This window comes from Paenibacillus vietnamensis (genome assembly GCF_020169515.1).
GTDB lineage: Bacteria > Bacillota > Bacilli > Paenibacillales > Paenibacillaceae > Pristimantibacillus > Pristimantibacillus vietnamensis.
Genome location: NZ_JAHMHW010000011.1, coordinates 86556 through 113396 on the forward strand (window position 1 = coordinate 86556; position 26841 = coordinate 113396).

The 26841-nt window shown below is 52.5% G+C and carries 28 protein-coding genes; 22 read left to right on the forward strand and 6 right to left on the reverse strand.

What is annotated here, in order from left to right:
- Window positions 1-32: 32 nt before the first annotated feature.
- A complete protein-coding gene (locus tag KP806_RS19025; RefSeq protein WP_318153701.1) occupies window positions 33-902 on the reverse strand; it encodes an AraC family transcriptional regulator in 870 nt (289 codons plus the stop codon).
- Between the two features lie 134 nt (window positions 903-1036).
- On the opposite strand from KP806_RS19025, the gene KP806_RS19030 reads away from it, so the two are divergent.
- From KP806_RS19030 to KP806_RS19080, 11 genes are all read left to right on the forward strand, one after another.
- Entirely contained in the window at window positions 1037-2095 is a 1059-nt protein-coding gene (locus tag KP806_RS19030; protein WP_224725327.1) for a Gfo/Idh/MocA family protein, read from the forward strand.
- Window positions 2092-2949 carry a sugar phosphate isomerase/epimerase family protein gene (locus KP806_RS19035; protein ID WP_224725328.1) on the forward strand — a complete coding sequence of 286 codons (858 nt, stop codon included), beginning with the start codon at window positions 2092-2094 and terminating at the stop codon, window positions 2947-2949. Before KP806_RS19030 ends, KP806_RS19035 begins: the two co-directional genes overlap by 4 nt.
- A 19-nt stretch (window positions 2950-2968) precedes the next feature.
- Window positions 2969-3859 (forward strand): sugar phosphate isomerase/epimerase family protein, encoded by an 891-nt coding sequence (locus KP806_RS19040; protein WP_224725329.1) that lies wholly within the window; start codon window positions 2969-2971, stop codon window positions 3857-3859.
- Window positions 3860-4536: 677 nt separating this feature from the next.
- Window positions 4537-4764, forward strand: coding sequence for a hypothetical protein (locus tag KP806_RS19045; RefSeq protein ID WP_224725330.1), 228 nt, complete (start codon window positions 4537-4539; stop codon window positions 4762-4764).
- Entirely contained in the window at window positions 4764-5156 is a 393-nt protein-coding gene (locus KP806_RS19050) for a type II toxin-antitoxin system VapC family toxin (protein WP_224725331.1), read from the forward strand. The genes KP806_RS19045 and KP806_RS19050 overlap by 1 nt, the downstream gene beginning before the upstream one ends.
- 393 nt (window positions 5157-5549) lie before the next feature.
- Window positions 5550-7271 (forward strand): methyl-accepting chemotaxis protein, encoded by a 1722-nt coding sequence (locus KP806_RS19055; RefSeq protein ID WP_224725332.1) that lies wholly within the window; start codon window positions 5550-5552, stop codon window positions 7269-7271.
- A gap of 140 nt (window positions 7272-7411) precedes the next feature.
- Window positions 7412-8344 carry a manganese-dependent inorganic pyrophosphatase gene (locus KP806_RS19060; RefSeq protein WP_224725333.1) on the forward strand — a complete coding sequence of 311 codons (933 nt, stop codon included), beginning with the start codon at window positions 7412-7414 and terminating at the stop codon, window positions 8342-8344.
- Window positions 8345-8431: 87 nt separating this feature from the next.
- On the forward strand, window positions 8432-8731 hold the full coding sequence (locus KP806_RS19065) for a DUF6509 family protein (protein ID WP_224725334.1): 300 nt from the start codon (window positions 8432-8434) through the stop codon (window positions 8729-8731).
- Between the two features lie 269 nt (window positions 8732-9000).
- Complete coding sequence (locus tag KP806_RS19070) at window positions 9001-9795, forward strand: class I SAM-dependent methyltransferase (RefSeq protein WP_224725335.1); 795 nt, start codon at window positions 9001-9003, stop codon at window positions 9793-9795.
- Window positions 9796-9806: 11 nt separating this feature from the next.
- A complete protein-coding gene (locus tag KP806_RS19075; RefSeq protein ID WP_224725336.1) occupies window positions 9807-10208 on the forward strand; it encodes a DUF1963 domain-containing protein in 402 nt (133 codons plus the stop codon).
- 112 nt (window positions 10209-10320) lie between these two features.
- The gene (locus KP806_RS19080; RefSeq protein ID WP_224725403.1) at window positions 10321-10488 is read left to right on the forward strand and encodes a DUF1963 domain-containing protein; all 168 of its coding nucleotides are present in this window, start codon (window positions 10321-10323) and stop codon (window positions 10486-10488) included.
- A 71-nt stretch (window positions 10489-10559) separates the two neighbouring features.
- Here the strand turns inward: KP806_RS19080 and KP806_RS19085 are convergent, their stop codons facing one another.
- From KP806_RS19085 to KP806_RS19100, 4 genes are all read right to left on the reverse strand, one after another.
- The gene (locus KP806_RS19085) at window positions 10560-11468 is read right to left on the reverse strand and encodes an NAD(P)/FAD-dependent oxidoreductase (RefSeq protein WP_224725337.1); all 909 of its coding nucleotides are present in this window, start codon (window positions 11466-11468) and stop codon (window positions 10560-10562) included.
- Between the two features lie 209 nt (window positions 11469-11677).
- Window positions 11678-11899, reverse strand: a complete 222-nt coding sequence (locus KP806_RS19090; protein ID WP_224725338.1) for a helix-turn-helix domain-containing protein — start codon at window positions 11897-11899, stop codon at window positions 11678-11680.
- 10 nt (window positions 11900-11909) lie between these two features.
- A complete protein-coding gene (locus KP806_RS19095) occupies window positions 11910-12392 on the reverse strand; it encodes a DUF2975 domain-containing protein (RefSeq protein ID WP_224725339.1) in 483 nt (160 codons plus the stop codon).
- 217 nt (window positions 12393-12609) lie between these two features.
- A complete protein-coding gene (locus KP806_RS19100) occupies window positions 12610-12921 on the reverse strand; it encodes a hypothetical protein (protein ID WP_224725340.1) in 312 nt (103 codons plus the stop codon).
- A 164-nt stretch (window positions 12922-13085) separates the two neighbouring features.
- Here KP806_RS19100 and KP806_RS19105 point away from each other — a divergent pair, with 164 nt between their 5' ends.
- The 8 genes from KP806_RS19105 to KP806_RS19140 all read left to right on the forward strand — a co-directional run bounded on the left by KP806_RS19105 (window position 13086) and on the right by KP806_RS19140 (window position 21807).
- A complete protein-coding gene (locus tag KP806_RS19105; RefSeq protein ID WP_224725341.1) occupies window positions 13086-14297 on the forward strand; it encodes an ornithine--oxo-acid transaminase in 1212 nt (403 codons plus the stop codon).
- 5 nt (window positions 14298-14302) lie between these two features.
- Window positions 14303-15205, forward strand: a complete 903-nt coding sequence (rocF, locus tag KP806_RS19110; protein WP_224725342.1) for an arginase — start codon at window positions 14303-14305, stop codon at window positions 15203-15205.
- A 62-nt stretch (window positions 15206-15267) separates the two neighbouring features.
- Window positions 15268-16815: an L-glutamate gamma-semialdehyde dehydrogenase gene (pruA, locus tag KP806_RS19115; RefSeq protein WP_224725343.1), complete on the forward strand. Its 1548-nt coding sequence runs from the start codon at window positions 15268-15270 to the stop codon at window positions 16813-16815.
- Between the two features lie 393 nt (window positions 16816-17208).
- Window positions 17209-18270 (forward strand): M42 family metallopeptidase, encoded by a 1062-nt coding sequence (locus KP806_RS19120; protein ID WP_224725344.1) that lies wholly within the window; start codon window positions 17209-17211, stop codon window positions 18268-18270.
- Between the two features lie 170 nt (window positions 18271-18440).
- Window positions 18441-19250 carry a squalene/phytoene synthase family protein gene (locus KP806_RS19125; protein WP_224725404.1) on the forward strand — a complete coding sequence of 270 codons (810 nt, stop codon included), beginning with the start codon at window positions 18441-18443 and terminating at the stop codon, window positions 19248-19250.
- Between the two features lie 46 nt (window positions 19251-19296).
- Window positions 19297-19947 (forward strand): TetR/AcrR family transcriptional regulator, encoded by a 651-nt coding sequence (locus KP806_RS19130; RefSeq protein WP_224725345.1) that lies wholly within the window; start codon window positions 19297-19299, stop codon window positions 19945-19947.
- A gap of 57 nt (window positions 19948-20004) precedes the next feature.
- A complete protein-coding gene (locus KP806_RS19135) occupies window positions 20005-21198 on the forward strand; it encodes an MFS transporter (RefSeq protein ID WP_224725346.1) in 1194 nt (397 codons plus the stop codon).
- Window positions 21199-21315: 117 nt separating this feature from the next.
- Window positions 21316-21807 carry a hypothetical protein gene (locus tag KP806_RS19140; protein WP_224725347.1) on the forward strand — a complete coding sequence of 164 codons (492 nt, stop codon included), beginning with the start codon at window positions 21316-21318 and terminating at the stop codon, window positions 21805-21807.
- A gap of 61 nt (window positions 21808-21868) precedes the next feature.
- Here the strand turns inward: KP806_RS19140 and KP806_RS19145 are convergent, their stop codons facing one another.
- Entirely contained in the window at window positions 21869-22714 is an 846-nt protein-coding gene (locus KP806_RS19145; protein ID WP_224725348.1) for an AraC family transcriptional regulator, read from the reverse strand.
- A gap of 152 nt (window positions 22715-22866) precedes the next feature.
- Here KP806_RS19145 and KP806_RS19150 point away from each other — a divergent pair, with 152 nt between their 5' ends.
- The 3 genes from KP806_RS19150 to KP806_RS19160 all read left to right on the forward strand — a co-directional run bounded on the left by KP806_RS19150 (window position 22867) and on the right by KP806_RS19160 (window position 26767).
- Window positions 22867-23994 carry a glycoside hydrolase family 88/105 protein gene (locus KP806_RS19150; protein WP_224725349.1) on the forward strand — a complete coding sequence of 376 codons (1128 nt, stop codon included), beginning with the start codon at window positions 22867-22869 and terminating at the stop codon, window positions 23992-23994.
- Between the two features lie 143 nt (window positions 23995-24137).
- Window positions 24138-25130, forward strand: a complete 993-nt coding sequence (locus KP806_RS19155; RefSeq protein WP_224725350.1) for a LacI family DNA-binding transcriptional regulator — start codon at window positions 24138-24140, stop codon at window positions 25128-25130.
- 329 nt (window positions 25131-25459) lie between these two features.
- Complete coding sequence (locus KP806_RS19160; protein ID WP_224725351.1) at window positions 25460-26767, forward strand: ABC transporter substrate-binding protein; 1308 nt, start codon at window positions 25460-25462, stop codon at window positions 26765-26767.
- Window positions 26768-26841: the final 74 nt, after the last annotated feature.

Sequence of the window (26841 nt, forward strand, 5' to 3'; positions counted from 1 at the left end):
AGGCTCCGTTCCTTTTGGGACGGGGTCTTTTTTTATCGATTACCCCGTATCGACGAAGGTGAAACATGCTTGTGCTTTTTGAACGTCCGGCTGAAATAATAAATATCGTTAAATCCGGTAGCGGCCGCGACCTCCGAAACGCTGAGCGGACTGCGCCGGAGCAGATCGTCCGCTATGTTCAGGCGCGTCGTCGTAATGTATTCCGTCACCGTGCGTCCGCACAGCTCCTTGAACAACCGGCTGAAGTGGAAGCGGCTGAGTCCGGCTATGCCGGCCAGCTGCTCGACCGAAAGCTCGTCCTTGAAATGGCGGTCGATATAGTCGAACACCGGAGCGAAACGCTCGACGTTTTTCATCCGCTCGGCATGCTCGTCCTGCGTCAGCACGGTGCCGACGTACCCGCGGATCAGCAGGGTAAGCAGCCGGTACAGCTCGGATTTGATCGCAAGCTCGTAGCCGATTTCGCGCTGCTCCAGCTCCCGGATGATCGCATGCATGCAAGCCGCCGCACTTTCGTCGCTGCCGATATAATTGCGCAGCAGCAGCCGGTTTTGCGTAAGCGGGGTGATGAACTTCGTCTCCGCAGCGTCGGCCGACTGGCTGTGAAGCAGGGAGACGTCGAAGATGAGCGCATAGTAAAACAATTCGGGCGACGCGCTTACGCCGTAATGCAGCTCGTTGCTGTTGACCGCGATCAGGTCGCCGGCCGACGCGCTCATCGAAGCGGAGCCGCATTCGATGAGCGCTTCGCCTTTTACGAAGAACAAAAATTCAAGATGCCGGTGCCAATGATGGGGAAACAGAACGCCTCCCTGCTGGCTGAAGCCGATGCGGTGAAGCTTGATTGGAAATTGCGGATCGGGCATGTCCATCGGCTCGCGAAGCGATTCGTATTTTTCCACGTTAGCAAACTCCCCTCCTCTCTGATAGCACAATCGTACAAACAAACCGCACACGTCTGCATGGAGCTGATGCTTGAATTCATTATAATACGAAAGTACAGGGACGCAAAAACGCTCAAAGGAGAGATTTATTGATGAAGCCGGTACAGGTTGCGGTTATCGGAGCAGGCTCGATCTCGTCTTGCCATTTGGATTCTTATCGGAACAACCCGAATGCAAACATATATGCCGTTTGCGATTTGAACGGGGAACGCGCGGCGAAAGCGGCCGAAGCATACGGCGCCGCTCACATTTACACAGATTACCGGGAGCTGCTCGCAGACCCGGGCGTTGAAGCGGTCAGCATCTGCACGTGGAATAATACGCATGCGGAAATCAGCATCGCCGCCCTTGAAGCCGGCAAGCACGTTCTTGTGGAAAAGCCGCTCTGCCGTACGGTAGAGGAAGCTCTTAAGGTGCAGGAAGCCGTAGAAAAAAGCGGCAAGCTGCTGCAGGTCGGCTTCGTCCGCCGTTATGACGCGAATGCCCAGCTGCTGCGCGCGATGGCGGACAGGGGGGAGTTCGGCGGCATTTATTTCGCCAAAGCTTCTACGCTCAGGCGCCTCGGGAATCCTGGTGGCTGGTTCTCCGACATCGAGCGCTCCGGCGGCGGACCGCTTATCGATATCGGCGTACACGTCATCGATTTGTGCTGGTACATGATGGGCCGGCCGAAGCCGGTTACGGTCAGCGCGAACACCTACCGCAAGCTGGGCAACCGTTCGAATGTCCGCAACCTGTCGTTTTATAAAGCGGCGGACTACGATGCGGAGCATAACACGGTCGAGGATATGGCGAACGCGCTGGTCCGTTTCGAGAACGGGGCGTCGCTGCTCGTGGACGTCAGCTTCACGCTTCATGCGAAGTCGGACGAAACGGCAGTGAAGCTGTACGGCGAGAAAGGCGGCTTCGAGATCGATCCGGAGACGGTGATCGTCACGGAGCAGAACGATACGATATTGAACGTATTTCCGCAGACCGATCATAAAGGCTTTCATTTTGCAGGCGCCTTCCAGAACGAAATCGACCACTTCGTCGATTGCATCCGGCAGGGCAAGCAGCCGATCAGCCCGGTTGAGGACGGAGTCGAGATCATGAAAATATTGGCGGGCATTTACGAATCGGCAGCCAAAGGGGCGGAGGTGCGGCTATGAAGCTGGGGGTCAGCACGTACAGTTTGTATCAGGCGCTGCAGTCGGGGGAGATGTCGGTCCGCGATGTTATCTCGTATATTGCATCGATCGGCGGCGAGCATGCGGAAATTGTACCGCTCGGCTTTAATCTGACGGAGCAGCCCGAGCTGATCGGGGTCATCAGGCAGCAGGCGGAGGAAAGCGGCATCGAGCTGTCGAACTACGCTGTCGGCGCCAATTTCTCCGGCCTTGCCGATGAGGAGTTCGCGGCGGAGATCGAGCGGTTGAAACGGGAGGTCGATATTGCGGCCGCGCTCGGCGTGAAGAAAATGCGCCATGACGTCGCCTCGTCGCCGGATCTCACGATCGCCCGCTTTCTCTCGGAGCTGCCGCGGCTCGCGGAAGCCTGCCGGATCATCGCGGATTATGCGGCTCCGCTTGGCATTACGACCAGCGTCGAGAATCACGGCTATTATATCCAGCACAGCGACCGCGTGCAGGCGCTCGTCGGACTTGTGGACCGGCCTAATTTCAGGACAACGCTGGATGTCGGCAATTTTCTGTGCGTCGATGAGGATCCGGCCGTTGCGGTTCAGGCGAACATCGGGATCGCATCCATGGTGCACGTCAAGGATTTTTATTACCGCAAGGGAACGGCGACACTCGGAGAGGGCTGGTTCGGCACGTCCGGCGGCAATTGGCTGCGCGGCGCCATCGCCGGACACGGCGACATCGATATGCCGCGCGTGCTGCGCATCGTGAAGGAGAGCGGCTATGACGGTTATATTTCCATCGAGTTCGAAGGGATGGAGAACTGCAAGACCGGCACGAGGCTGGGCTTTGAAAATGTAAAGCGTTTGTGGAACGAAATTTAGCTACAAAGGAGCGGATCATGTGACGTTGCCAATCGTATCGAATAAAATCGGCGTCATCGCGGACAGTTTTCAAGCGGGGGTCAAAGAAGGGCTGCTGAAGGCGAAGCAGGTCGGAGCGGAAGGCGTTCAAATTTACGCCGTGCACGGGGAGCTGGATCCGGACGGGCTGAGTGCAGCTGCGCGAAAGGAATGGAAGTCGTACATCGATTCGCTCGGGCTGGAGGTATCCGCGCTCGTCGGCGACCCCGGCGGCCATGGCTTTCAGGACCCGGAGCAAAACCGCGCCAGAATCGATAAATCCAAGCGTATTATGGAGCTCGGCATGGAGCTCGGGACCAACATTATTACGACGCATATCGGTATCGTGCCGGCCGACAGCAGCAGCCGCATTTACGAGACGATGCATAACGCCTGTGAGGAGCTTAGCCGGTTCGCGAATGAAATGGGCGCCTATTTCGCGATCGAGACCGGACCGGAGACGGCCGCCCATCTGAGGTCCTTCCTCGACGGGCTTGGCACAAAAGGGGTTGCGGTTAACTACGATCCGGCCAACTTCGTTATGGTGACGGGCGACGATCCGGTACAGGGCGTGTACACGCTGAAGGATTATATCGTGCATACCCACGCCAAGGACGGCGTCAAGCTCGGCCCCGTCGATCCCCGGGACGTTTATGGCGAGTACGGCTACGAAGTATCGATGGATCACGCCGACATTGCGGCTATGGCGGAGTCCGGCTCCGGCTTCCGCGAGGTTCCGCTTGGCGAAGGCAGCGTAGACTGGCCGGCTTACCTGCGCGCGCTTCAGGACATCGGCTATACGGGCTACCTGACGATCGAGCGTGAGGTCGGAACCGATCCGGAGGCGGATATCCGCAAGGCGGTTCAGTTTCTGAAGGCGTTTAGAGGGTAGGGGTGCTGCCGTAACGTACCGCAAACCATTGATGTGTTGGCGGAACAGGGTCGCTCGGCTGATGGGAGATGCCAGTGCGTTGAGCGTCGGCTGGCTTTGCGGACTCGCGTTCCGCTATCTCGCTCAAAATCGCCGATTTCACCATTCTGCGGACCCACGTTCCTTTATTCGCCGAAATTGACTCTCTGGATACTAACTTTCCGCCGAATAACGGATCTGTTGTCCGTCGATCCGAGTTTTTCGCCCTCGTACGCAGCATTAGCGGAACTACGGTCCATCGCAGTTTGCGGCGCCATAACGTACCACAAACCATTAAAGAGCTGGCGGATACAGGCGCTGCGGCTGAAGTGTGCGATGCCGGTGCTTTGAGTGTCTACTTGGCGGACTCACATTTCGCTATTTCGCTCTACGATTTCCGACGTGGAACAATTAAGTGATAGTGCTCTATGTATGGACTTACGATCAGCGTCTGTTGCTGTTGAATCATTCGAATCACCATCTCCCTATGATGACTTAATTAGACAATGAAAAAGGTACAGCCTCCTCCTATTTTTTGAGGGACTGTACCTTTTTACATCATGGGGACTTTTTCAGCGGCCTCTTTGCTCAGGCTTCTTTTTGCATTGTATTAGATATGGTATACTGAGATGAAGAACGAGTAGGGAGTGATGGTGGTTATGGCCAAAAAAATGGACCATGAGACAGTCATCCAGTTAAAAAGTATTTTGAAAAAGCTAAATGTCAGTAACCAAAAAGTCCTAATTGATCTTCAAAATGAAACGCTTGAAATACAAGAAGATGACATGGGTATTGAAGATCTGTTGGAGGCTGCAGGAACACTGTCGCAAGAACGGGCAAATGAATTAATGAGTGATGTGAATAGAGCTCGTAAGGAATGGGATTGATGAAGGGATACTTGTTGGATACGAACATAGCCATTGCAATATTGAGTAACGAATCTCGTGTGATTGAGTTTATTCAACAGGCTTCACGTGACCGATTGAAGATGTATTTCTCGGTCATAACAGAGTGTGAGGTTTTTGCAGGGCTAAAGGATGACGAACATTTACGAGCAGCAAAGTTATTTGGGAATGGGCGAGTCATTGAAGTTTCATCAGAAATTGCTAAAACAGCCGGATCCTTACGGAGGACTCAAAGGGAGCAAGGACGGAAACTAAAAACGCCCGATGCTCTTATTATTGCTTCGGCTGTGATTGAAAACTTATGTCTTGTTTCAAGAGACCACGATATGAAATTCGTGAAAGAAGAGCTGAATATAAATGTGCTAAACATCTAATTCCCGCCTCTTGCTGTTGGAGTGCGGGATTTTTGTTGTGGTCATTTACATCGTCGAGTTTACCCTGAATTACGAAAGTAACGCCTTATAAAGACATAAAAAAGTGCCCTGATCTTTGGTAGAATGCTGTTTGTCGGAACAACATCACCCAAAGAGAGGAGCACCTTATTGAGGCCGCTGAAGAACTTGTTGTTTTCGGAGCTCCCTCCATGAATTTCGTATAAAAAACTGTACCTTTTTACATCATAGGGACTTTTTCAGCGGCCTCCTCCGAAAGGGGGTTTTTTTCATTAGAATTGTGGGACTTTTTTCATAATGGGAATAGCCATAACGCCGTCGAATCTTGTAAAATAATGCTAGGTTAAGCTTCTTAACATGGGAAGGGGTATGGCGTTGAATCGTTTGTTGACGAGGATGGTTTTATTTTTCTCCTGTCTGATATTGGCGGCTGGGGCGGTGCTTGGCATTACGATTTACCGGTCGTCGACGGGGCTGGTGGAGAGCTCGCTCGGAGCGCAGGCGCGGCTTGTCGCCGAGAATGCGGCCAAGCTGATCGATCCCAAGGAATATGCGAAGCTCAGCGTGGAGGCTGGTGAAACGGAATATTATTCGAAGCTCCGCGCCCAGCTTAATGAGCTCCGTGAAACGAACGGCTTGAAATATTTGTACACCCTGGCGAAAAAAGAACAGGACGGCAAATCTATCTACTACTATATGGTGGATGGCGCGCCTCTTGACGTGGACAGTGAGGATTTTTCGGCGATGGGCGATCCGGAGGAGAACGAGTACCCGGGCATGGTGAAGGCGTTCGAGGAGGGCAAGCCGCAAACCGGCGAGCTGACGAACGATCCGGACTACGGCGCCACGATAACCGCGTACGTGCCCCTGACAGGCGCGGACGGCAAGATGATCGGCGTTGTCGGAGCGGATTTTGACGCAACGGCCGTTTACGCGCTGATGGACAGCAACAGGAAAACGACTCTGTACGTGACTCTTGGCGTTATCGCGGCCGGCATTTTGCTCGTCGTGCTGCTGGCAAACTATTTGACCAGGCCGCTGCTGCAGCTGACCTCGCAGGTCGCCAAGGTGCGCGAAGGGGATATGACAGTCGTCATTCCTATGACGCGCAAGGACGAAATCGGCCATTTGGCGCAAACGTTCCAGCAGCTGGTTACGAACACACGAACGGTCATCCGCGGCATGCGGGACAGCTCGGAGCGGCTGCTTAAGGCGTCGGAGGGCGTCTCGGAGCATGCGAGAAGCACGACGGAGGCGAGCCGCCTGATCGCGTTAAGCATGCAGGACGCTTCGGACGGAGCCAATACGCAGGTGCTTCGTTCTGCGGATATGACGAAGGCGGTCGAGGGCATGACAGACAGTATGCTCCGTATCACCGAATCCACGGCAATCGTCGCCGATGTGGCGCAGGAGACGATGGAGCAGACAGGGAAGGGACATTCCTTGATCAAACAAGCGATGTCGGAGATGGAAACGGTGAACGATACGGCGGCTCATATGCTCAAGGCCACGAAAAGGCTGGAGAGCCGGTCCGGAGAAATCGGCGAAATTACAAACGTGCTTTCCGCCATTGCGCAGCAAACGAACCTGCTCGCGCTGAACGCGGCTATCGAGGCTTCACATGCGGGCGAGCACGGCAGAGGATTCGCGGTCGTAGCCGCTGAAGTGCGGAAGCTCGCGACGCAATCGCATGAATCGGCCGCGCAGATCGGCGAGCTGATCGCGACAGTGCTCGAGCAAACTTCCCAGCTGTCCTCCGGTATGGAATCGAACAGCGCGAAAATAAGCGCCGGCCTGCACTTGGTCAGGGACGCAGGAGCCTCCTTCCATTCGATACTGACGGGACTGGAGAAAGTGAACGAGCAGCTGCAGGAGGTATCCGCCGCATCCGAGCAGGTGTCCGCGGAGTCCGAGGAGGTGGCGGCTTCTGTCGAGGAGATGGAGCGGATCTCGCGTCAGGCTGCCCTGCACTTTGAAGGCATCGCGTCGAATTCGGCAGCGCAAATCGTTTCGATGGACGAGGTCAGCACTTCGGCGGAATCGATGCGGACGATGTCAAACGAGCTGACGGAGCTGAATAAGCGCTTTATTGTATAAGCCGGAAGGCCGTGTTTCATTCACAAAATTGATAAGTCAAATCACTGTAAAGGTATAGGAATAAGGTGCGCTTAAAGTTATAATGGATTTTAGTGTATAATGACTCTAGTCAAAAATAAAACGAATAAGGAGTACTCGAAATGACTAAAACGCTTATTTTCGGGCACAAAAACCCGGACACCGACACGATTACATCGGCTATCGCATATGCAGAGCTGAAAACCAAGCTGGGCGCTGACGTGGAAGCAATCCGCCTCGGCGATGTTAACGGCGAAACGCAATATGCACTTAACTACTTCGGCGTTGCTGCGCCGCGTCTGATCGAGAACGTAGCAGACGAGACTGATACGGTTATTCTGGTTGACCACAATGAGCGCCAGCAAAGCGCTAACGATATCGACCGCGTACAAATTCTTGAGGTTATCGACCACCACCGCGTCGCTAACTTCGAGACGAGCGCGCCGCTTTATTTCCGCGCTGAGCCTGTTGGCTGCACAGCTACAATCCTGAACAAGCTGTACAAAGAAAACGGCGTTGAAATCCGCAAGGAAATTGCCGGCCTGATGCTTTCCGCGATTATTTCCGACTCCCTTCTGTTCAAATCGCCTACTTGCACGGAGCAGGACGTTGCGGCAGCTCGCGAGCTTGCGGCCATCGCCGGCGTAGACGCTGAAAGCTACGGATTGGACATGCTCAAAGCAGGCGCCGACCTGAGCGACAAAACGATCGCCCAGCTGATCTCGCTTGATGCCAAAGAATTCTCGATGGGCAGCTACAAAGTGGAAATCGCGCAAGTGAACGCGGTTGACGTGAACGACGTGCTTTCCCGCCAAGCGGAGCTGGAAGCGGCTCTTAACGACATCATCGCGACAAAAGGTCTTGACCTGTTCATGCTTGTCGTAACGGACATCCTGAACAACGATTCCGTTGCCCTCGCGCTGGGCGCTCAAGCCGGGGCGGTTGAGAAAGCTTACAACGTAACGCTGGAGAACAACCAAGCGCTTCTGAAAGGCGTTGTATCCCGTAAATCGCAAATCGTACCAGTTATGACCGAAACGCTCAGCAGCCTGTAAGAGGCGAGCGTTCGCAAATCGGCAGTCCGGGCTTGTGCTACAAGCTCCGGGCTGCTTTTATTTCATTTTATGGAGGAAGGTTTGCCGATGTTTGAGATCACCGAGTACAGCGTGGAGCTGATGAAGGACCCGTTCGGAATATTAAGCGGAACGAGATACGAGTTCATTCTCGATCTGGCCGTGGACGAAGAGGATGAGCTGCATCATGAGGACGGCGTGTCGCTGCGCGTCATTTACGTCGTAGAAGAGGATAGCCGGCGCATCGCAAAATACGAATTTTTGACGACCACGTCGAACAAGTACCTCGATTTTGAGATGGATGAGGAAGAGGAGCAGCAGATTCTGGCGTTTTGCGGGGAGCATGTGTCCGAAGCGGAGTTCATTTAGCCCTCCTATTCGAGCAATAACGCTGCCTGAGTTCGGTAAAATTCCAATGCGTTGTTCTGAGATCAATTAGCGATTATGGAGTTCGTTGGCTAGCGTTGGGTTGGGTTTAGGGGCGATTGTGTTGAAAAATTGTGTTGAAAAGTATTGCTTCATTCGTTCCCCTGTGATAACATCTCTTCAAACCAATATTTTCCTGAAAAGTATAACTCTCGTCCCTTGCGGGTGGGAGTTTTATTTTTATCACAAAAGTAAACAGGGGGAGGGGCCGCATGGAACGAAAAAACACCTTTAATGAAATAGCCAGGGAGTACGACAAGTACCGGCCCGACTATCCGGAGCAGCTTTTTACAGACATATTGGAATATTCCTCTTTAAACCCGTACGACAAAATACTCGAAATCGGCTGCGGCACAGGTCAGGCGACGAAAGGCTTTGTTCAATCCGGGTATTGTCATATAACCGGCATTGAATTAGGCGAACATTTGGCGGACCTGACTCGCGAAAAATTCAAAGACATACCAACTGTTAAAATCATTCATTCTCCGTTTGAGACCTGGCAGAATGAAGGGACTTCCTTTCATTTGGCCATATCCGGAACGGCGTTTCATTTCATCCAGCCCCAAGATTACGGTTACCGAAAGGTTTTTGACTTGCTCGGCAGCCAGGGCTCGATCGCGTTTTTTTGGACCGTCCATGTTCCCTCATACGATAACCTATCTAACCAAATTCGTGACATCTATAGAAGGTGTGCTCCTCAGCTCGATGATTCAACAAACCCGTCCATGCAGCAAATCATTGAGGAACGATCGAATGCCATTTTGAAGGAGGGGCTATATAAGGACCTTGAAGTAAAACAGTACAGATGGGACGACCCTTATTCGGCACGCGAATACGTTTCGTTGTTAAATACGAATTCCAGACATCGGTTACTTCCGGAAGATATACGAAGTCGATTGTTAGGAGAAATCGGAGAAGCCATTGAGAAGAAGGGCGGAACTATACATAAACCTCAGGCAGTCGTTTTGTTTCTAGCAAAGAAGAATGGAGCTAAAAAAGATGACTAAAGAATCGATTATTGCTGGAAAAGGCGGGTCTGGAACCGTATAAGCAGGCAATAGCATCTTGGATTTATCCGTCGGCCAAATTGGTGCTGGAGCCTGTACCGGATGATTCGCTCCCTGTTGGAAGCAGCAAGGTTGGAGGGAACCCGGATCTTCCCGGAGAGGTGAATTGGCCGAGATGGAAAGTTTCCGAAATGACTTTTATCGCTCAAATTAATCTGGAGGAATGTCCGTCGGAGCTGGCTCTTCCGGGAAGCGGCTTACTTTCCTTTTTCTACGCCGCAGAGCCGATGTTCGAGGACAAAGACTTCTACGGTGACCCTCATACATGCCGCGTTATCGGAGGATTTCGAGAAATATTGGAGTGTATTTTTGCCGGAGCTAAGGGAGCAATGGGGAGAAGAGGTTTATATTAACCGTCTCCTGGGGCATCCCGATTAAATTCAGGGCGATATGCAGGTATGCTGCGAAATGGCATATGGGCAATATCCCCGGGATGACAGCTATAACTCTGAGCTGCGCGAGCGGATGGTGAACTCGGCTTTAAAGTGGCGCCTGCTCCTGCAAATCGATTCCGAGGAAAAGAAGACAGGGATCATGTGGGGTGACGTAGTCCGAATATATTTTTGGATCCATGAGGATGATCTTCAGGCGCTGCGTTTTGATCGGGTGATTTGCGAGATGCAGTGTGGTTAATAAAAGGATCGCTTTCAGCTTTAAAGAGTAAAGAGGCTGCCGGCATGGCAGCCTTTCACAACGAATTCTCGCTAGAAACGCTGCCAGTCCTCTTCCGTCAAGTCCGCCACTACGCCCATCGCCGCTTTGCTGCCGGAGGCCGCGGCATAAATCAATTGGGAAGGCATCACATAAGCCGAATCCCCGGCTGCGTATACTCCGGCTGCTGAGGTCCGGCCAACGGCATCGGTAACGATTCCTCCATTCTCTGAGGTTTCATAGCCCAGCTCTTCATCGAAGCTGACATGGGGAATCAGGGAGGGAGCGACGAATCCTCCGCTTCGTTTAATATGCGTGCCATCCGTAAAATGCACCCGTTCCAGCAAGCCGTTTTGCCCGGAAAATTTTGCGATTGGAGTATCTATGATCCGCACGCCCCTGGATGCCAGCTGCTGCCGCTGTTCGGCAGTCAAAATATCGCGGCCGCCTGTGCACACAACGACGTCCCGGCTCCAGGCCAGCAGCATCTTGAGCATATGGAACACTGCCGGCTGCTCCGACACGACCACAAGCGGTTGATCTCTCAGCTCCCAGCCATCGCAGAAAGGGCAATTAAACAAGCTTTTCCCGTAAAAGTCGCGAAGCCCCTCGATCTCGGGAAACACCTCCCTCAGTCCGGCAGCCAAAATCACTTTGCGTGCCTGCACGTGCTCGCCAGACGCTGTGCGAAGGGAAAAGCCATGCTCCGTCCTCTTTATATCTGCCACCTCGGCTTGCCAATGCCGGACCGACGGATAATGGAGAACCTCCTCGTAGGCAATGCGCCGAAACTCGGCCGGCTGTACTCCATCGCGCGTAATGAATCCGTGTGAGGCGTGCGTCACGCCGTTTCTCGGCCGGTTGTTGTCAAACAGCGCAACGCTTCTTCTTGCTCTGCCGAGCACCAGCGCTGCATTTAACCCCGCCGGCCCTCCCCCGACAATGGCACAATCGTAGCTCATAAGTTCTATCCTCCGTTTTATATTAAAGATATTAAAGATATATTATGTCTTTAATTAATCGCTGCTGCGAAATGCCCATCCCTTCGATGGAATGGGCATTGCAACTTGATCAGCCGCTCTAATCACGGACTTCGTGTGTCTATAATAACCGCAATTCCAATGAACTGTCAATCATACAATAAAACGGATTCCCGACGGACGATCCCTACTCACATGCTGGGGTCTTCGTCCCTTTTATATTCCAAAATATCTCCAGGCTGACAATCCAAAGCTGCACAAATTGCCTCTAAGGTGGATAACCGGATCGCTTTTGCTTTTCCATTTTTCAATATCGAAAGGTTAGCCATTGTGATTCCAACCCTCTCCGAAAGCTCGGTTACGCTCATTTTTCTTTTGGCCAGCATCACGTCAATATTGATTATAATCGCCATGTTAGTCACCTCAGACCGTAAAATCATTTTCCGATTTGATATCAATAGCCTCTTTCAAAAGCCTTTGGAGCACGGCAGCAAAAACGGCAATCACCATGGAGGCAAATATCAAGACCATTCCGATGATGATGACCCCTGGGGCATCGTCTCTCTCCGCCATGAGATAGAAGAGCGGCATGCCGACCGCAAAAATGATGCTGATTGTGATTGCACAGTTTTTTATATTCTTTAAAGCCCGTACCGACAAATCCGAGAAAGCTTCGTTCTTATCAATATGGCTTAAAAGCTTAAACGCTTGATACAGAGCAATGTAAAAAGGGATCGCCGCTGCATAAAAATCGATAAAAAAGAGGTATTTCAAATAAGCCATATCCGGATACAATTCCACCGCAAAATTCGCGACCTCGGGCACTGCAAAAATGCAAAAAGCAAGAACTGGGATTCCGATAAGAATAACAGCTGCTTTCAAAAAGAGTGTTGTCGCTCGGTTCATAAAAAGCCCCCCACTTAGGATTAAATTTAATTCGACTTTAACATAATGTTTATCGTTTTACAATAAATTTATGCTGAATTTAAATATATTATTGTTGTTTTGACTCTCGATCTTCATCCTTACCTGGATGCCGCAGCACGCCAAAAAGGCTACCGGTAAACCGGCAGCCTTGTGCATGGTGCTCTGTCTCCATGTGGGAAATGCCGACCGTAACCGGTTAGCTAAGGTTAGCGTACAAAAGAAAACCAATGATCGGCAGCAGCCATAGCGCCGGAATAAGTCCGACGGCGACCGCCGTTTTCATTTTTTGATAGTGGTAGAGTATCCAGCTGATGATAGCCGATCCGAGCAGCGCGAGCGGGTACACCCAAATGGCGAGAAACAGCAGCTGCGCCCAAACGATATTTTCCGAGCCCGGCGTATCGAACATCATGACCGACATGACCGCGAAGAAAAACCACGCCACGGAACCAAGCACAAATAAAATTTGACTGATGAGCAGGAATAAAAACGTTTTTTTGCTTTTCACTTCGATCGTTCCCCTTTTTGATTTCGCTGCACCATTGCAGGAAAAAACGCAAACTCCCATCAGTGTATCACGTATTCTGAAATCCCGCTGTTATTTGTCTTCCCGTTTTCGCATAACATTCAAAAAGGGCTATTTTTTGCACAGGGTGCAGAAAGGAGCGGGCGATGAATAGGGGACAAAAAGCAATCGAACGTGCGGATCTATACGGCGCCCATAATTATCATCCCCTGCCGATCGTCATCAGCCAGGCCGAGGGCGTATGGGTGCGGGATACCGAAGGCGTGCGGTATATGGATATGCTCAGCGCCTATTCGGCTTTGAATCAGGGACATCGCCATCCCCGGATTTTGCAGGCCTTGAAGGAGCAAGCAGATAAAGTAACGCTTACCTCGCGCGCGTTCCATAACGAAGCGCTCGGAGCTTTTTGCGAAAAGCTGGCTTCTTTTACGGGCAAGGAGCGGGTGCTTCCGATGAACACGGGGGCCGAGGCGGTGGAAACGGCGATCAAGGCGGTCAGGCGCTGGGGTTACCGCGTGAAGGGGATTCCGGAGGGCCGGGCCGAAGTGATCGCGTTTGAGGGTAATTTTCACGGACGGACGCTGGCGGTGACCTCGTTCTCGTCCACGGAGGAGTATAAGGAAGGCTTCGGGCCGTTTACGCCCGGTTTCCGCGTCGTCCCTTACGGCGATCTGGCAGCGGCGGAGGCGGCGATAGGCGAGCATACGGCCGCGGTGCTCGTGGAGCCGATTCAGGGGGAAGCGGGAATCCGCATTCCGCCGGACGGTTTCCTGGCGGGGCTCTCGCAGCTGTGCAAGGCTCGCGGGGTTTTGCTGGCCGCCGATGAAATTCAAACCGGCTTCGGCCGGACCGGACGGCGCTTCGCTTGCGATTGGGAGCAGGTAACGCCCGATGTTTATGTAATGGGCAAGGCGCTAGGGGGAGGCGTTCTGCCGGTATCGGCAATCGCGGCGGACGCCGTTGTCATGGACGTGTTCGGGCCAGGCTCGCACGGCTCGACGTTCGGCGGCAACCCGCTCAGCTGCGCGGTTGCGATGGCGGCGCTCGACGTTATCGAGGAGGAACGGCTGGCGGAGAGATCCGAGCGGCTGGGAGCGTATTTCATGGCGAAGCTGGCCGCTCTGAAGCATCCCGATATTACGGAAATAAGAGGGCGCGGCCTGTTTATCGCCATCGAGCTTTCTACGCCTGCGCGGGCTTATTGCGAGAGGCTGATGGGGCTGGGGCTGCTGTGCAAGGAGACGCATGAGTGCGTGATCCGGCTGGCGCCGCCGCTGACGATAACGGAGGAGGAAATCGATTGGGCTTTTGAGCGGATACAAGCTGTCTTTGCAGACGTCGGGCAGTCGGGAGGTTGACCGGGATGATCAAGCAGAGCGTGTCGATTGTCAGCGTCCCCTTCGGCAAAGGAGCGGGCGTGTCCGGGGCGGAGCTTGGTCCGCGTCATATTTTGCAGGCTTCCGGTCTCACCCGCAAACTGAGCGAGCTTCAGATTTCCTATAAGATGGCGAAGGATATTCAAGTTCCCCAATATTTGCCGACCATCCAGACGAGCAACGCCAAATATTTGGCTGAAGTGCATGAGGTGACACGTCAGCTTGGCGACATCGTCGCGGATATCACGGCCGCGGGGGATTTTCCGCTGGTGCTTGGCGGCGACCACAGCATCTCGATCGGCACGATCGCCGGGCTTGCGGAGCATTATGCCAATCTCGGCGTCATCTGGTTCGATGCCCATTCCGACTTGAACACGGAAAATACGAGCCCGTCGGGCAACATTCACGGCATGTCGCTCGGCGTCAGCCTGGGCCGGGGCATTCCGCTGCTGGCGAACCTTAGAGGCATTTATCCAAAAATAAAACCCGAGCACGTAGCGATTATCGGAGCCAGGTCACTGGATCCCGGCGAGAAGTCGTACATCCGGTCGCTCGGAATCAAATGCTATACGATGCATGACGTCGACCGTATCGGCATTTCGCGCATTATGGACAAAGTGATTCATCATATGAGGCAGTCGACGGACGGCTTGCATATCAGCTTCGATATCGACTCCGTCGACCCGCGCGAGGCGCCAGGAACGGGAACGCCGGTGATCGGCGGGCTCAGCTACCGGGAAGCGCATCTGGCGCTGGAGCTGCTGTATCAATCCGGATTGGTCACATCCGCTGAATTCGTAGAGGTAAATCCGAGCCTCGACCACAATAACCAGACCGCCAAGCTGGCCGTCGATCTGATCGCCTCCCTGCTGGGAGAGCAAATTTTGTGAAGCCCGGCCGGCCGGTAACAGTGCCAGAAGTAAAAAATCCGTTATGACAGGAGGGAGACGAGATGCGGGAGCCATTTTCGAACGAGACTTTTACCGATTTTTCCATTACAGATAATATTAACGATTTCCAAGAGGCGCTTCGGAAGGTCGAGTCGGAGCTTGGCCGTGAGTATATGCTGAAGATTGGGGCAAATCGCATTGAAACGACGAATAAACGCAAATCGATAAATCCGTCGCATGTCCAGCAGCTAATCGGAATCGTATCGCAGGCGGACACGGAGCTGGCGCATGAAGCGATACAGGCGGCGGCGGCCGCTTTCGACAGCTGGAAGCGGGTGCCTGGTTTGGCCAGAGCGAAGGTGCTCTATAAAGCGGCGGCGCTGCTCCGGAGGCGCAGGCATGAATTTTCGGCGTGGCTCGTGTATGAAGCGGGTAAAACCTGGGTGGAGGCGGACGTCGATACGGCTGAGGCGATTGATTTTCTCGAGTTTTACGGGCGGGAAATGGAAAGACTGGCGGACCGCCAGCCGCTTGTGACGATCGCTGGGGAGGACAACGAGCTGGTCTATATCCCGCTTGGCGTCGGCGTGATCATTCCGCCTTGGAATTTTCCGCTTGCCATTATGGCGGGGATGACGATGGCGGCGGTCGTCGCGGGCAATACGGTGGTGCTGAAGCCGGCAAGCCCAACGGCGGTTATCGCGGCGAAGTTCGTTGAGCTGCTGGAGGACGCGGGTCTGCCCGACGGCGTAGTGAACTATTTGCCGGGTGCGGGCAGCGAGGTGGGCGATTTTCTCGTAGAGCATCCTTTGACGCGTTTTATTTGTTTTACCGGATCCCGCGAGGTCGGGCTGCGCATCAACGAAAAGGCGGCGGCCATCCAGCAGGACCAAAAATGGATCAAGCGAGTCATCGCCGAAATGGGCGGCAAGGATACGATTATCGTCGATGAGGACGCGGATCTCGACCTGGCGGCAGAGGCGATCACCGCTTCCGCTTTCGGCTACGCCGGCCAGAAATGCTCGGCCTGCTCGCGCGCCGTCGTGCATGAGCTTGTCTACGACGAGGTGGTCGAGAAGGTGGTCGAGCGGACGAAGAAGCTGCGTGTCGGCAAAGCGCATGAGCAGCAGGCAGCGGTCGGCCCGGTCATCGACGAGAGAGCGTATATCAGCATTTTAAAATATATCGAGGTTGGACGGAGCGAAGGCGTTATCGTGCATGGCGGCAAAACGGGCGACAGCAGCGGCTATTTCATCGAGCCGACGATTATTAAGGACGTCGCGCCATATGCCCGGATCTCGCAGGAGGAAATTTTCGGCCCGGTGCTGGCCTTCATCAAGGCGGCGAACTTCGACGCGGCGCTCGATATCGCGAACAACACCGAATACGGCTTGACGGGTGCTGTTATCTCGCGGAACCGCAGCAGGCTGGAGCAGGCGCGGGAGGAGTTTCATGTCGGCAACCTCTATTTTAACCGGAAATGCACGGGTGCATTGGTAGGCGTTCATCCGTTCGGCGGCTTCAATATGTCGGGTACCGATTCGAAGGCGGGGGGACGCGACTATCTGCTTTTATTCACACAGGCCAAGGTGGTGTCGGAGCGATTTTGACCAGGGCAGCGACCAAGCCGTTCGCCATGCGCGTGAAGCGCGGGGCGGGCGGCTTTTTGGTTGCTCCATCAGGAGCAACTCGGCCGCATTCGGCGCACGCAGGGCCTAACAACGATAAAATCTATTGCTGATGCCGTTTTTTGAGTAGCTTTCGAGGGTAATAGCTATAATAATTATCGCTGTAACGCTCCATCAGGAGCAACTCGGCCATATTCGGCGCACGCAGGGCCTAACAACGATAAAATCTATCGCTGCTGCTATCTCAGGAGTAACTTTCGAGGGCAATAACGCTAATATTTGGCGTTGATTGTTCCCGGGTCACAATGAAACTCAACCGCCAATAATGATATACTGGAAAAAAGTAACCATTTACCGAAAGAAGGAGCTGGAGGCATGGCCGAACCGCTGCATCATCAGCTTGACCGGGATTACATCACCAAGCAGCTGGAACAGCTGCTGGGCATACCGAGCCCAAGCGGCTTCTGCATGGCGATCATGAAGCATTTGGGGGAGGAGCTGGCTCGGCTCGGCTTCAAGCTCGAAGCGACGCCGAAAGGCAACGGAATCGTGACGATTCCGGGACAAGCCCCCGGCAAGGTGATCGGCATTTCCTCGCATGTCGATACGTTAGGCGCGATGGTGCGCTCTATCAAGCCAAACGGCATGCTCCGCATGACCCCGATCGGCGGATATGCGATGCATACGATCGAAGGCGAATACTGCCTGATTCATACGCGCGACGGCCGGCAGTATGAGGGAACGGTGCTGTCGACCAAAGCCTCCGTCCATGTCTATCCCGATGCAAGGGACTGGAAGCGCGAGGAAGCAAACATGGAAATACGGATCGACGAGCTGGTGAAGTCGAAGGAAGATACGGAAAAGCTCGGCATAGCCGTGGGAGATTTTATCTCTTGGGAGCCGCGAACCCGGATTTTATCGAACGGCTGGGTCAAGTCCCGCCATCTGGACGATAAAGCGAGCGTAGCGGCCGTGCTTGGCCTGCTGGAGCAGCTGAAGCGCAGCGGGCAAACGCCGGCCCACACGGTGAAGCTTATTTTCTCCACGTACGAGGAGGTCGGGCATGGAAGCTCCCATATTCCCGAGGACATTACTGAGCTTCTAGCCGTGGATATGGGGGCGATCGGAGATGACCTGTCCGCGACCGAGCGCGATGTGTCCATCTGCGCCAAGGATTCGACGGGGCCGTACGATTACCTGATGACCTCGCGCCTTATCGAATTGGCGAAGCGTGAACAGCTGCCTTACGCAGTCGATATTTATCCGCATTACGGCTCGGACGCTTCCGCGGCGCTCAGGGGCGGCGGCAATATCCGCGCAGCGCTGCTCGGGCCGGGCGTCCATGCCTCCCACGGAATGGAACGCACCCATATGGACGCCATCGTCAATACGGCGGCATTGCTCATCGCTTATGTACAGGATTCCGAGGAGGGGTAAATACATGCTGCCATCCATTCGAAAAACTGGAATCGAACAAGTAGCCGCGCAATACCGGGGTATTATTCTTCAAATAGCCTTATTCCGGAGCGCCCGGCCTGTCCACTTCATCATTCAGATATGTTATCATGGAAGATAAGAGTAAAAGAAGCAAACAGTTGAGCTGCTTTATGGAAGGGGCATTTATCGTGATCGATGCGATGGGCATGTTGCAAAAAACGAGCCGCACATTTTTTATACCGATTAACCGCTTGGTACCGGGCTTGAAGGAAGCGGTTGCTTCCGCATATTTGTGTATGAGGGCAATTGATGAAATCGAGGATCATGAGACGCTCGCGGACGAGCTGAAGATTGGGCTGCTGCAGGGCGTTCACGATGCTTTTCAATCCGGGGATGCTATCAATCAAACGCAAAAGCTGCTCGCTCCGCATCGTGAGCTATTGCCTGAAGTTTCGTTGAGACTGGACGAATGGGCGCTCTATTGTCCGCCAACCGTCACTCCTGTCGTGTACCGGTATATCGCCAAGATGGCGAAGCAGATGGCGGAATGGGTCCATGCCGGCTGGACGATCCGGACGGAAGCGGATTTGGACGGATACACGTACAGCGTTGCAGGAATGGTCGGAGAAATGCTGTCCGAAATCTGGTTCTGGTTTGACGGAACGAAGTCGGACATGAAGAAGGCGGTCGCGTTCGGACGCGGGCTGCAGGCCGTCAACATTTTGCGCAACCGGACGGAGGATTTGGAGAGAGGCGTAGACTTCTATCCGGACGGCTGGGGCTCAAAGGAAATGCTGAAGTACACCCGACGCAATTTGAAGATCGCCGACTCTTACATCGAGGATCTCAGGGGCGGCCCTGCGCTCGACTTTTGCAAAATTCCGCTTAAGCTGGCGCACGCAACCGTTAATCTCATCTCGGTTGGCGGCAACAAGCTGACGAGAGATGCCGTGTTGAAGCTGGTCAACAGCCTCAGCTAATTGAATATAAGCCCGGACTCGGACAGCGAGCTCCGGGCTTTTTTGCATGGTCATCAAAAAAATACTGGACCAATCGTTCCGGAAAGAGTATACTGAATCTAAAGAGAAGGAGGGATTTCCCATCGGACGCACAAAAGAGTTTGATAAGGAGCATGTCCTTCATAAAGCCATGTTAGTTTTTTGGGAAAAAGGTTATGAAGCGGCAAGCATGCCGGATTTGTTAAAAGCCATGGAATTAAGCCGATCAAGCCTGTACGAAACCTTCGAGGATAAACAGACGCTTTATGTTGAAGCCATCCGTCATTACAAGAAAATCAGGCAAAAGAAAAGAAATCTTTTAATCAATGCCGCCTCTGCCAAAACTGGAATCCGGCAGTATTTCGATCAGCATATCGCATCCGTATTTGATGAGCAATTGCCGAAAGGATGCCTGATTACGAACGCAACCATCGGCCTGGATTCGCCGGATGATGAACTGCGCCAGCTAATAAGGGAAGGTTTCGAGGAACTGGAGCAAAATTTCTATGACCTGTTAAGCAAGGGACAGCAGACGGGAGAAATTGACCCGAACAAAGATATCAGATCTCTGTCGCATCTGCTGCTTAACCTTAATCAGAGCATCAGCATCATGTCCAAGGTACAGCCCGACCCCAAAAAGATTGACGACATGATAAACGCCGTAATTGAAATGCTATAAATTTTTTTAATATTTCTGGAACGAACGTTCCGATAAAAAGGTAAAGGAGAACTGATCATGAATGCAATCGCAATTCAAAAAAGTGAACCGTCGGTTTCGCCGTGGCTTATCTTTATTCTTGCCGCCGCTTGCGGAGTCATTGCCGCTAATCTCTATTATGCGCAGCCTCTCGTAGGACCCATCAGCTCGGAGCTCGGGTTATCTCCGGGGGCAGCCGGACTAATCGTTACGCTTTCTCAAATCGGTTACGGTATTGGATTATTATTCATCGTGCCTTTGGGAGATATACTTGAAAACCGTAAGCTCGTCGTAGCGTCGCTGATGATTACCGCAATCGTATTGATGATCGCAGCCTTCATTGAAAGTGCCGCCCTTTTTCTCACCGCCGCCCTGTTGATCGGCCTTGGCTCGGTAGCGGCTCAGGTACTGGTGCCATACGCTGCGCATCTTTCGCCGGAGGCTTCGCGCGGACGGAATGTGGGGAATGTCATGAGCGGTTTGCTGCTCGGCATCATGCTTGCCCGTCCCATTTCCAGTATGGTGACGGAGCTGATGGGCTGGCGCGCCGTATACTACTTATCCGCCGCTGTCATTTTTGCGCTGGCGCTCGTACTCGCCGCGGCGCTTCCCGCAAGACGTCCGACGACAGCCATAAGATACCGGGAGCTTCTCGGTTCTATGCTGCATTTGCTCAAAACAACGCCAATTCTGCAGCGCAGAGCCATTTACCATGCGTTTGTGTTCGGAACGTTCAGTTTGTTTTGGACGACGGTTCCTTTGTTATTGACCAGCCCGGTTTTTCATTTATCGCAAAAAGAAGTTGCGCTCTTTGCATTGGTTGGAGTATCGGGGGCCGCAGCCGCACCTGTAGCGGGCCGTCTTGCCGATAGAGGCTGGATTCGTCCGGCGACAGGATTAGCGTTAGCTTTTGTCATCATTTCCTGCGTGTTACCCCTTGTCGTCCAGGGAGGCTCCACCTTCGCATTAATAACCTTGGGAGTTTCCGCGATTCTATTGGACATGGGAGTATCGGCCAATCTGGTCCTTGGCCAACGGTCTATTTTCTCGTTGGGTGCGGACATTCGAAGCCGGCTTAACGGGTTGTACATGGCCATCTTTTTTGCCGGCGGTGCTATTGGTTCTGCGGCTGGAGGGTGGGCATACGCGACGGGCGGCTGGCAAGCGGCCATGTGGATTGGAATAGCTTTACCGGCCATTGCGATGATTTATTATGCGACGGAGAAAAAATAAATAACAGCTTCAGCGCTGACGTTCCGCCCTCCACCGGCCTCCGGATTCAAAGCCGCAGTCCCGGGGTAAATATCCGTGTAAGCTCATACTAGCTCAAGTACGGGAGGAGGGCTCACCATGACGGTGACCATCGGATTTTTTGATAATGAAGAGGGAGTGCTGGATGCGGCGAAACGCCTGAAGGAAGGCTGTACGAGGGCGAGCAGCGTCAGGCTGCTGGTGCAAAATGCGGAGTCGGCTCCGATTCTGGCAGCCCAGTCGGACATTCCGGTTGAGGAGGTCTACTCGATACGCGACGCGCGCGGCTACGGAACGGCCGATGACGCTCCGCTGGGGGTAGCCCCGTTTACAGCAGGCGGGTATGCGGGAGCGAACACCGTGGCGGGCACCGGTTCTCCGGGCGTCGTAGTCGGTGTCGGCGCCTTCGGATCGACGAAAGGGCCGGATACGGATGAGGTGCTGGAGGATATCGGCATCCCGGACAAACATGCGAGAAGCTGCGGCGATGCGATCGACAACGGGCAATACCTGCTGGTGGCCGAGGGCGACCTGGGCTTGGAAACCGCGGATTGGATGCGGCAGGCGGGTGCTTGGAAGACCTTGCAGTAATATAACGGAGGAAGCGCGGCGGATCCTGATCCTGGATCCGCCGCGTTTCTTCGTGTTGGCGCTAACGAACCTGCCTCCCCTTCCTGTAGTACAGCGGCACAAATCCGGTGACCTCTTTGAACACTCTTCCGAAATGCGTCACGCTGCCAAAGCCTACTTTTTTGGAGATCAAGCTTACCTTCATGGACGAATGCTCCAGAAGCTTCTTCGCCTCCTTGATCCGGACGCTGTTCAAATACTCTACAAACGTAAAGCCCGTCGCTTCTTTGAAAAAACGGCTCAAATAATACTGGCTGACAAAAAAATTCTCTGCAAGCAGCTGGAGCGATAGCTCCTCCATATAGTGGCTGTTAATATACCGGACAACCTCCGAAATTCGTTCATGCATGGGGCTCGGAGCTTCGGGCGGCTTCACGATGTTTTGCAGGACATGCCGGCAGCAAATCAGGAGCAGCTGCAGCACCAAAGTCTGGGCATACAGCTCGAAGCCGGGCTTTTTCTCCTGCATCTCCTGTATGATGCTGTGCGCAAGCGACTCGATGGCCAGCCGGTCATGCAGGGTACCGTTTACGATGATGTATTCGTTCTCGAGCAGCGGCTTCAAAGTGTCCATCCAGGAGCTGTTCACCGAAGCCATTTGCGTCTCGTGAATATTGACGATGAGCCGCTCATGCTTCGGCATTTCGGCATTGGTCGTCCGATGCAAAATATTCGGAGAGATGATGACGACATCCCCTTCATTGATCACCACCGTCCGATCCTTTATAAAAAATTCCCGTTTGCCGGACATCAAATAGTAAATTTCGTACGTGCTGTGAAAATGCCCGATCGGCATATGATGGCTTAACGCCTTCCGGTGGGACACCAGAAAGGTTCCCTCGCCGTTATCGAAGTGAATATCCCCCATTCCGTGCTCCGCCTCTCATTCAGGTGTGTCTACTATTATACGCCGCTGTCTATTTTCCGCAAAATATAAGAAGAATTCCTCCATATCCGCAAAAAATGTACACATTCCAGTGATAATATAGGCTTATGAATAATGAAGGAGGAGTTAACACGATGAATGCTTCAGAGCCGAATACAACGAAGACCTTGCAAGAGGAGCTGACCCCCATTCAGTGGGCCGAAAAAGCTTGCGAGGCGTTAATGTCCAAATTTGAGCCGGAGAATCTGCCGCCGGACCGTTTCCACTACCATCAAGGCGTTTTTCTGTCTGGCATGGAGAAATGCTGGCGGGAGACCGGGGATCAAAAATATTATGATTACATCAAAGGCTGGGTGGACAGCCAGGTGCTCGCCGACGGCAGCATCAAGAAGTTCAAGCCCGATGAGCTTGACGATATCCAGCCGGGCGTGCTGCTGTATAACCTCTACGAGCAAACGGGTGACGAGCGCTATAAAAAAGCTTTGTACACGCTGGTGCCTTTGTTAAAGTCCTGGAAGACGAATCCGTCGGGCGGGTTCTGGCATAAGGAGCACTACCCGAATCAAATGTGGCTGGACGGGCTCTACATGGGCGGGCCGATCGCCGTTCAATTCGGCAAGACGTTCGGCGAAAGCGAATATTTTGACATGATGACCTATCAAGCGCTTCTGGTGGAGAAGCATACCAAGGATCCTGTTACCGGCTTGCTGTATCATGGATGGGATGAGACCAAAGAAGCGAAATGGGCCGATCCCGTTACCGGCTGCGCTCCGGAGTTCTGGGGCCGCGCGATCGGCTGGTACCCTGTCGCTTTGCTGGAAATGTTCGAATACCTTCCGGAGGATCATAAGGACAAAGCGGAGCTGGTCGCTATTCTTCAGGACCTTCTCGCCGCTCTGATCAAATTCCAGGATCCGGCCGCCGGCTTATGGTACCAGGTTGTCGACAAAGGCGACCGGCCGGATAACTGGCTGGAAAGCTCTTGTACCGCCTTGTATGCTCATGCTATTGCGAAAGCGGTTCGGTTCGGTTATTTGGACGCCAGCTATCTGCAATATGCCTGGAAGGGATATCAAGGCGTGATCGATACGCTGAAGTTCGACGAGAACGGCAACGTGGTCATCGGCAACATTTGTATCGGTACGGGGATTGGAGATTATGCGCACTATATTGCGCGTCCAACCAGCGAGAACGACCTGCACGGAGCAGGCGCATTTATTCTGATGTGCGTGGAAATGAGTTTGGCTCAAAAGACGGTTTAAGGATGAAAAAATAACGCATGCCCGGCCATTGTTGGCCGGGTCTTTTTCTGTTAAGCGCCAGGTGAGCAGCTCCAATAGATTTCTGATTCTATTTCTGATACAATGATTGAAACTGGTTTCTATATTTATTGGAGTGACGTTAAATGGCTAATATCTCGGACGTAGTCCGGTTATCGGGCGTGTCGAAATCGACCGTTTCCCGCGTTATCAATAATTATCCGCATATTTCAAAGGAAAAGAAAGAACTGGTGCTGAAAGCGATGGAGGAGCTTGGTTATACTCCAAACCTTTCGGCTAGAAGACTGAGAGGACAATTATCGACTACGATCGGCGTTATTGTACCAAGAATCGTCAATCCTTTTTTCTCTTATCTGGTCGATGCGATCGAGAAGGTGGGCTATCAGAACGGATATCAAACCTTAATTTGCCAAAGCAACGAAGATAAAGAAAAGGAATTGGCGTTTCTGAATTTGCTGAAGACGAAGCAGGCGGACGGTTTAATCATGACTTCGATTGAGAATGATTGGGAAGTCATTGAGCCGTTTACCCAATTCGGCCCTATCGTTCTGTGCAACGAATATGTAAATGTGAAATCCGTGCCCATCATTCGCCTGGATCAATATAAAGGCGCATACATGGGGGTAAAGCATTTAATTGAAAAAGGACACCGCAAAATCGCTTATTGCACGGGCGGCTTATTTACGGAGTTTGGTAAAGATAAAGACCGCAATCAAGGCTACCAAAGAGCTCTGGAAGAGGCCGGAATCAAAATTAATCCGAATTGGATTCTGGTCAACCAGCATACGATTGAAGACGGCAAACGGGTATTAAAGCTCATTCTTGAGATGAAGGAGCGCCCGACAGCGGTATTCACTGGAAGCGATGAGGTTGCTGCGGGGTTAATGTTCGCTGCGAAAAGGCATAATCTGACTATCCCGGATGATCTGGCTATTATCGGTTTCGATGATCAGCCGCTGGCTGAATTGCTCGATCCCGGATTAACGAGCATACGCCAGCCCATAGATCAAATAGGTAAAAAGGCGATGGAGGTACTGCTCGAGCTGCTGAATAATCCGGATACGGCGCCAGTCACCTATGAGCTGCCGTTTGAACTGGTCGTTCGGCATTCCACTTGATTTTATGAGGCAGCAGTTCATTCAACGTAATCGTATGGAGCGGATCTCGCAGATTCGCTCCTTTTTACATCAATCATTGGAACTGATTTCAATTACGTAAAGGCGAAGAACATCGACTGTTCACCGTATAAAATCAACGTTTTTAGTGAAAAATCAATAATTTAGATAGAATTTGGTTATTGTAACCGATATCAAGAGATGCTATACTGAGCTCAGCCAGTTTGAGATTCGATCTCGAACGCTGCACTTGATTGAAACCGATCCCAACTACGTATGTGAAGACCTTTATTGGTCTAACATAAACTAAATCAACATTTGGAGGGGTTTTTTTGAGAAAAAAATTCGTATCGACCCTGCTAGTTTTGTTTTCCGTTGCCATGGCGGCATGTGGAGGAGCAAGCCAGGAGCCTGCAACCGATTCAACGGATGCGACTAATCAGCCCGACGAGGGGAAGGTAACCATCATCATCACCAACGGCAAAGGTGAGATTGCTGCCCAAAATGAACAAGCGGCAAAAGATTTTATGGCTGCGAACCCGGACATCATCGTTGAGCAGCATACCGGAGCGGTTGGCGATACGCTCAGCATCCTGGACAAGCTATCCGCATCCGGCGAAACCGTTACACTTGCCATGATGGAGCCAAACGCGGTAGTCGAGAAATATAAAGACTTCGGTACCGATCTCTCGGGCGAAAAATGGGTCAATGAAACGAATGATGCAGTCAAAAACGCAAAAGGTGAAATTGTCGGCTTCCCATTCTCGATTGAAGGTTTCGGACTCGTATATAACAAGCAAGTCGTCGAAAAAGCGATCGGCGGTGCTTTTGACCCGTTCTCCATCAACACGCGTGATAAATTGAAAGGGCTGCTTGACCAAATTAAAGCATCAGGCGTGAAATATCCGGTTGCTTACCAAACGGAAGCTTGGTCTGTCAGCAATCATTACAGCTCGCAATTTTTAAACCAAGCCAACGATCCCAATACAATTATTGCTCAATTGAAAGAAGGCCAATTCGATTTGGCGGGCAATGCAGTCTGGAATGGCTATTACGATACGCTCGATCTGCTATCGTCACAAGAATACAACAAATATGGCGAGCGTCCGCTGGGGAAATACTATGATGATGCGCACGTCTCGGTTGGCAAAGGCGAATCCGCCCTGTTGTTCAACGGAAACTGGGCGTTCGATTCGCTTAAGGCTGTCGCCGGAGAAAATTTCGGACTTATGCCTGTTCCTGTAGATAATAATCCCGATAATCCTCTCAACAATAAAATTGCCGCCGGTCCGACCAACATTTACGTCATTAACAAAGAAGCGACCCCCGCTCAACAAGAAGCGGCTAAAAAATACTTGAATTGGCTTGTTTATGAGAAGGCCGGTCAAGACTACCTGGTTAACAAATCTCAAGTGATCTCCGCTTTCAAAAATAATCCTTATACGGTTACGAATCCGCTGGGTGCAGTTATTCAGGATGCAATCAAGCAAGGCAAGACGATGCCGTTTACGACTAATTATATTGTCCCTGGAGACTGGAATACGATTCTCGGACCGGAAGTTCAAAAGTATATCGTCAAAAAACAGTCCCGCGAAGAGCTTGCCAAAGCGATTGAATCGTATTTCACAAGTAAAAAATAAGACGAATACAGGCCGATCAATGGGGTGAGCGATCACTCGCCTCTTTGAATTTTCCTTTTGGGGTGTGGGAGAAG

Excerpts from the sequence above, each read along its gene's own strand:
- KP806_RS19045 (WP_224725330.1), top strand. The coding sequence starts at position 4,537 with ATGGCCAAAAAAATGGACCATGAGACAGTCATCCAGTTAAAAAGTATT.
- KP806_RS19155 (WP_224725350.1), top strand. The coding sequence starts at position 24,138 with ATGGCTAATATCTCGGACGTAGTCCGGTTATCGGGCGTGTCGAAATCG.
- KP806_RS19150 (WP_224725349.1), top strand. The coding sequence starts at position 22,867 with ATGAATGCTTCAGAGCCGAATACAACGAAGACCTTGCAAGAGGAGCTG.
- KP806_RS19095 (WP_224725339.1), bottom strand. The coding sequence starts at position 12,392 with ATGAACCGAGCGACAACACTCTTTTTGAAAGCAGCTGTTATTCTTATC.
- KP806_RS19140 (WP_224725347.1), top strand. The coding sequence starts at position 21,316 with ATGACGGTGACCATCGGATTTTTTGATAATGAAGAGGGAGTGCTGGAT.
- KP806_RS19080 (WP_224725403.1), top strand. The coding sequence starts at position 10,321 with ATGGTGAACTCGGCTTTAAAGTGGCGCCTGCTCCTGCAAATCGATTCC.
- KP806_RS19090 (WP_224725338.1), bottom strand. The coding sequence starts at position 11,899 with ATGGCGATTATAATCAATATTGACGTGATGCTGGCCAAAAGAAAAATG.
- KP806_RS19030 (WP_224725327.1), top strand. The coding sequence starts at position 1,037 with ATGAAGCCGGTACAGGTTGCGGTTATCGGAGCAGGCTCGATCTCGTCT.
- KP806_RS19135 (WP_224725346.1), top strand. The coding sequence starts at position 20,005 with ATGAATGCAATCGCAATTCAAAAAAGTGAACCGTCGGTTTCGCCGTGG.
- KP806_RS19065 (WP_224725334.1), top strand. The coding sequence starts at position 8,432 with ATGTTTGAGATCACCGAGTACAGCGTGGAGCTGATGAAGGACCCGTTC.
- KP806_RS19070 (WP_224725335.1), top strand. The coding sequence starts at position 9,001 with ATGGAACGAAAAAACACCTTTAATGAAATAGCCAGGGAGTACGACAAG.
- rocF (WP_224725342.1), top strand. The coding sequence starts at position 14,303 with ATGATCAAGCAGAGCGTGTCGATTGTCAGCGTCCCCTTCGGCAAAGGA.
- KP806_RS19105 (WP_224725341.1), top strand. The coding sequence starts at position 13,086 with ATGAATAGGGGACAAAAAGCAATCGAACGTGCGGATCTATACGGCGCC.
- KP806_RS19145 (WP_224725348.1), bottom strand. The coding sequence starts at position 22,714 with ATGGGGGATATTCACTTCGATAACGGCGAGGGAACCTTTCTGGTGTCC.
- pruA (WP_224725343.1), top strand. The coding sequence starts at position 15,268 with ATGCGGGAGCCATTTTCGAACGAGACTTTTACCGATTTTTCCATTACA.
- KP806_RS19130 (WP_224725345.1), top strand. The coding sequence starts at position 19,297 with ATGGTCATCAAAAAAATACTGGACCAATCGTTCCGGAAAGAGTATACT.
- KP806_RS19060 (WP_224725333.1), top strand. The coding sequence starts at position 7,412 with ATGACTAAAACGCTTATTTTCGGGCACAAAAACCCGGACACCGACACG.
- KP806_RS19120 (WP_224725344.1), top strand. The coding sequence starts at position 17,209 with ATGGCCGAACCGCTGCATCATCAGCTTGACCGGGATTACATCACCAAG.
- KP806_RS19035 (WP_224725328.1), top strand. The coding sequence starts at position 2,092 with ATGAAGCTGGGGGTCAGCACGTACAGTTTGTATCAGGCGCTGCAGTCG.
- KP806_RS19050 (WP_224725331.1), top strand. The coding sequence starts at position 4,764 with ATGAAGGGATACTTGTTGGATACGAACATAGCCATTGCAATATTGAGT.
- KP806_RS19085 (WP_224725337.1), bottom strand. The coding sequence starts at position 11,468 with ATGAGCTACGATTGTGCCATTGTCGGGGGAGGGCCGGCGGGGTTAAAT.
- KP806_RS19125 (WP_224725404.1), top strand. The coding sequence starts at position 18,441 with ATGGAAGGGGCATTTATCGTGATCGATGCGATGGGCATGTTGCAAAAA.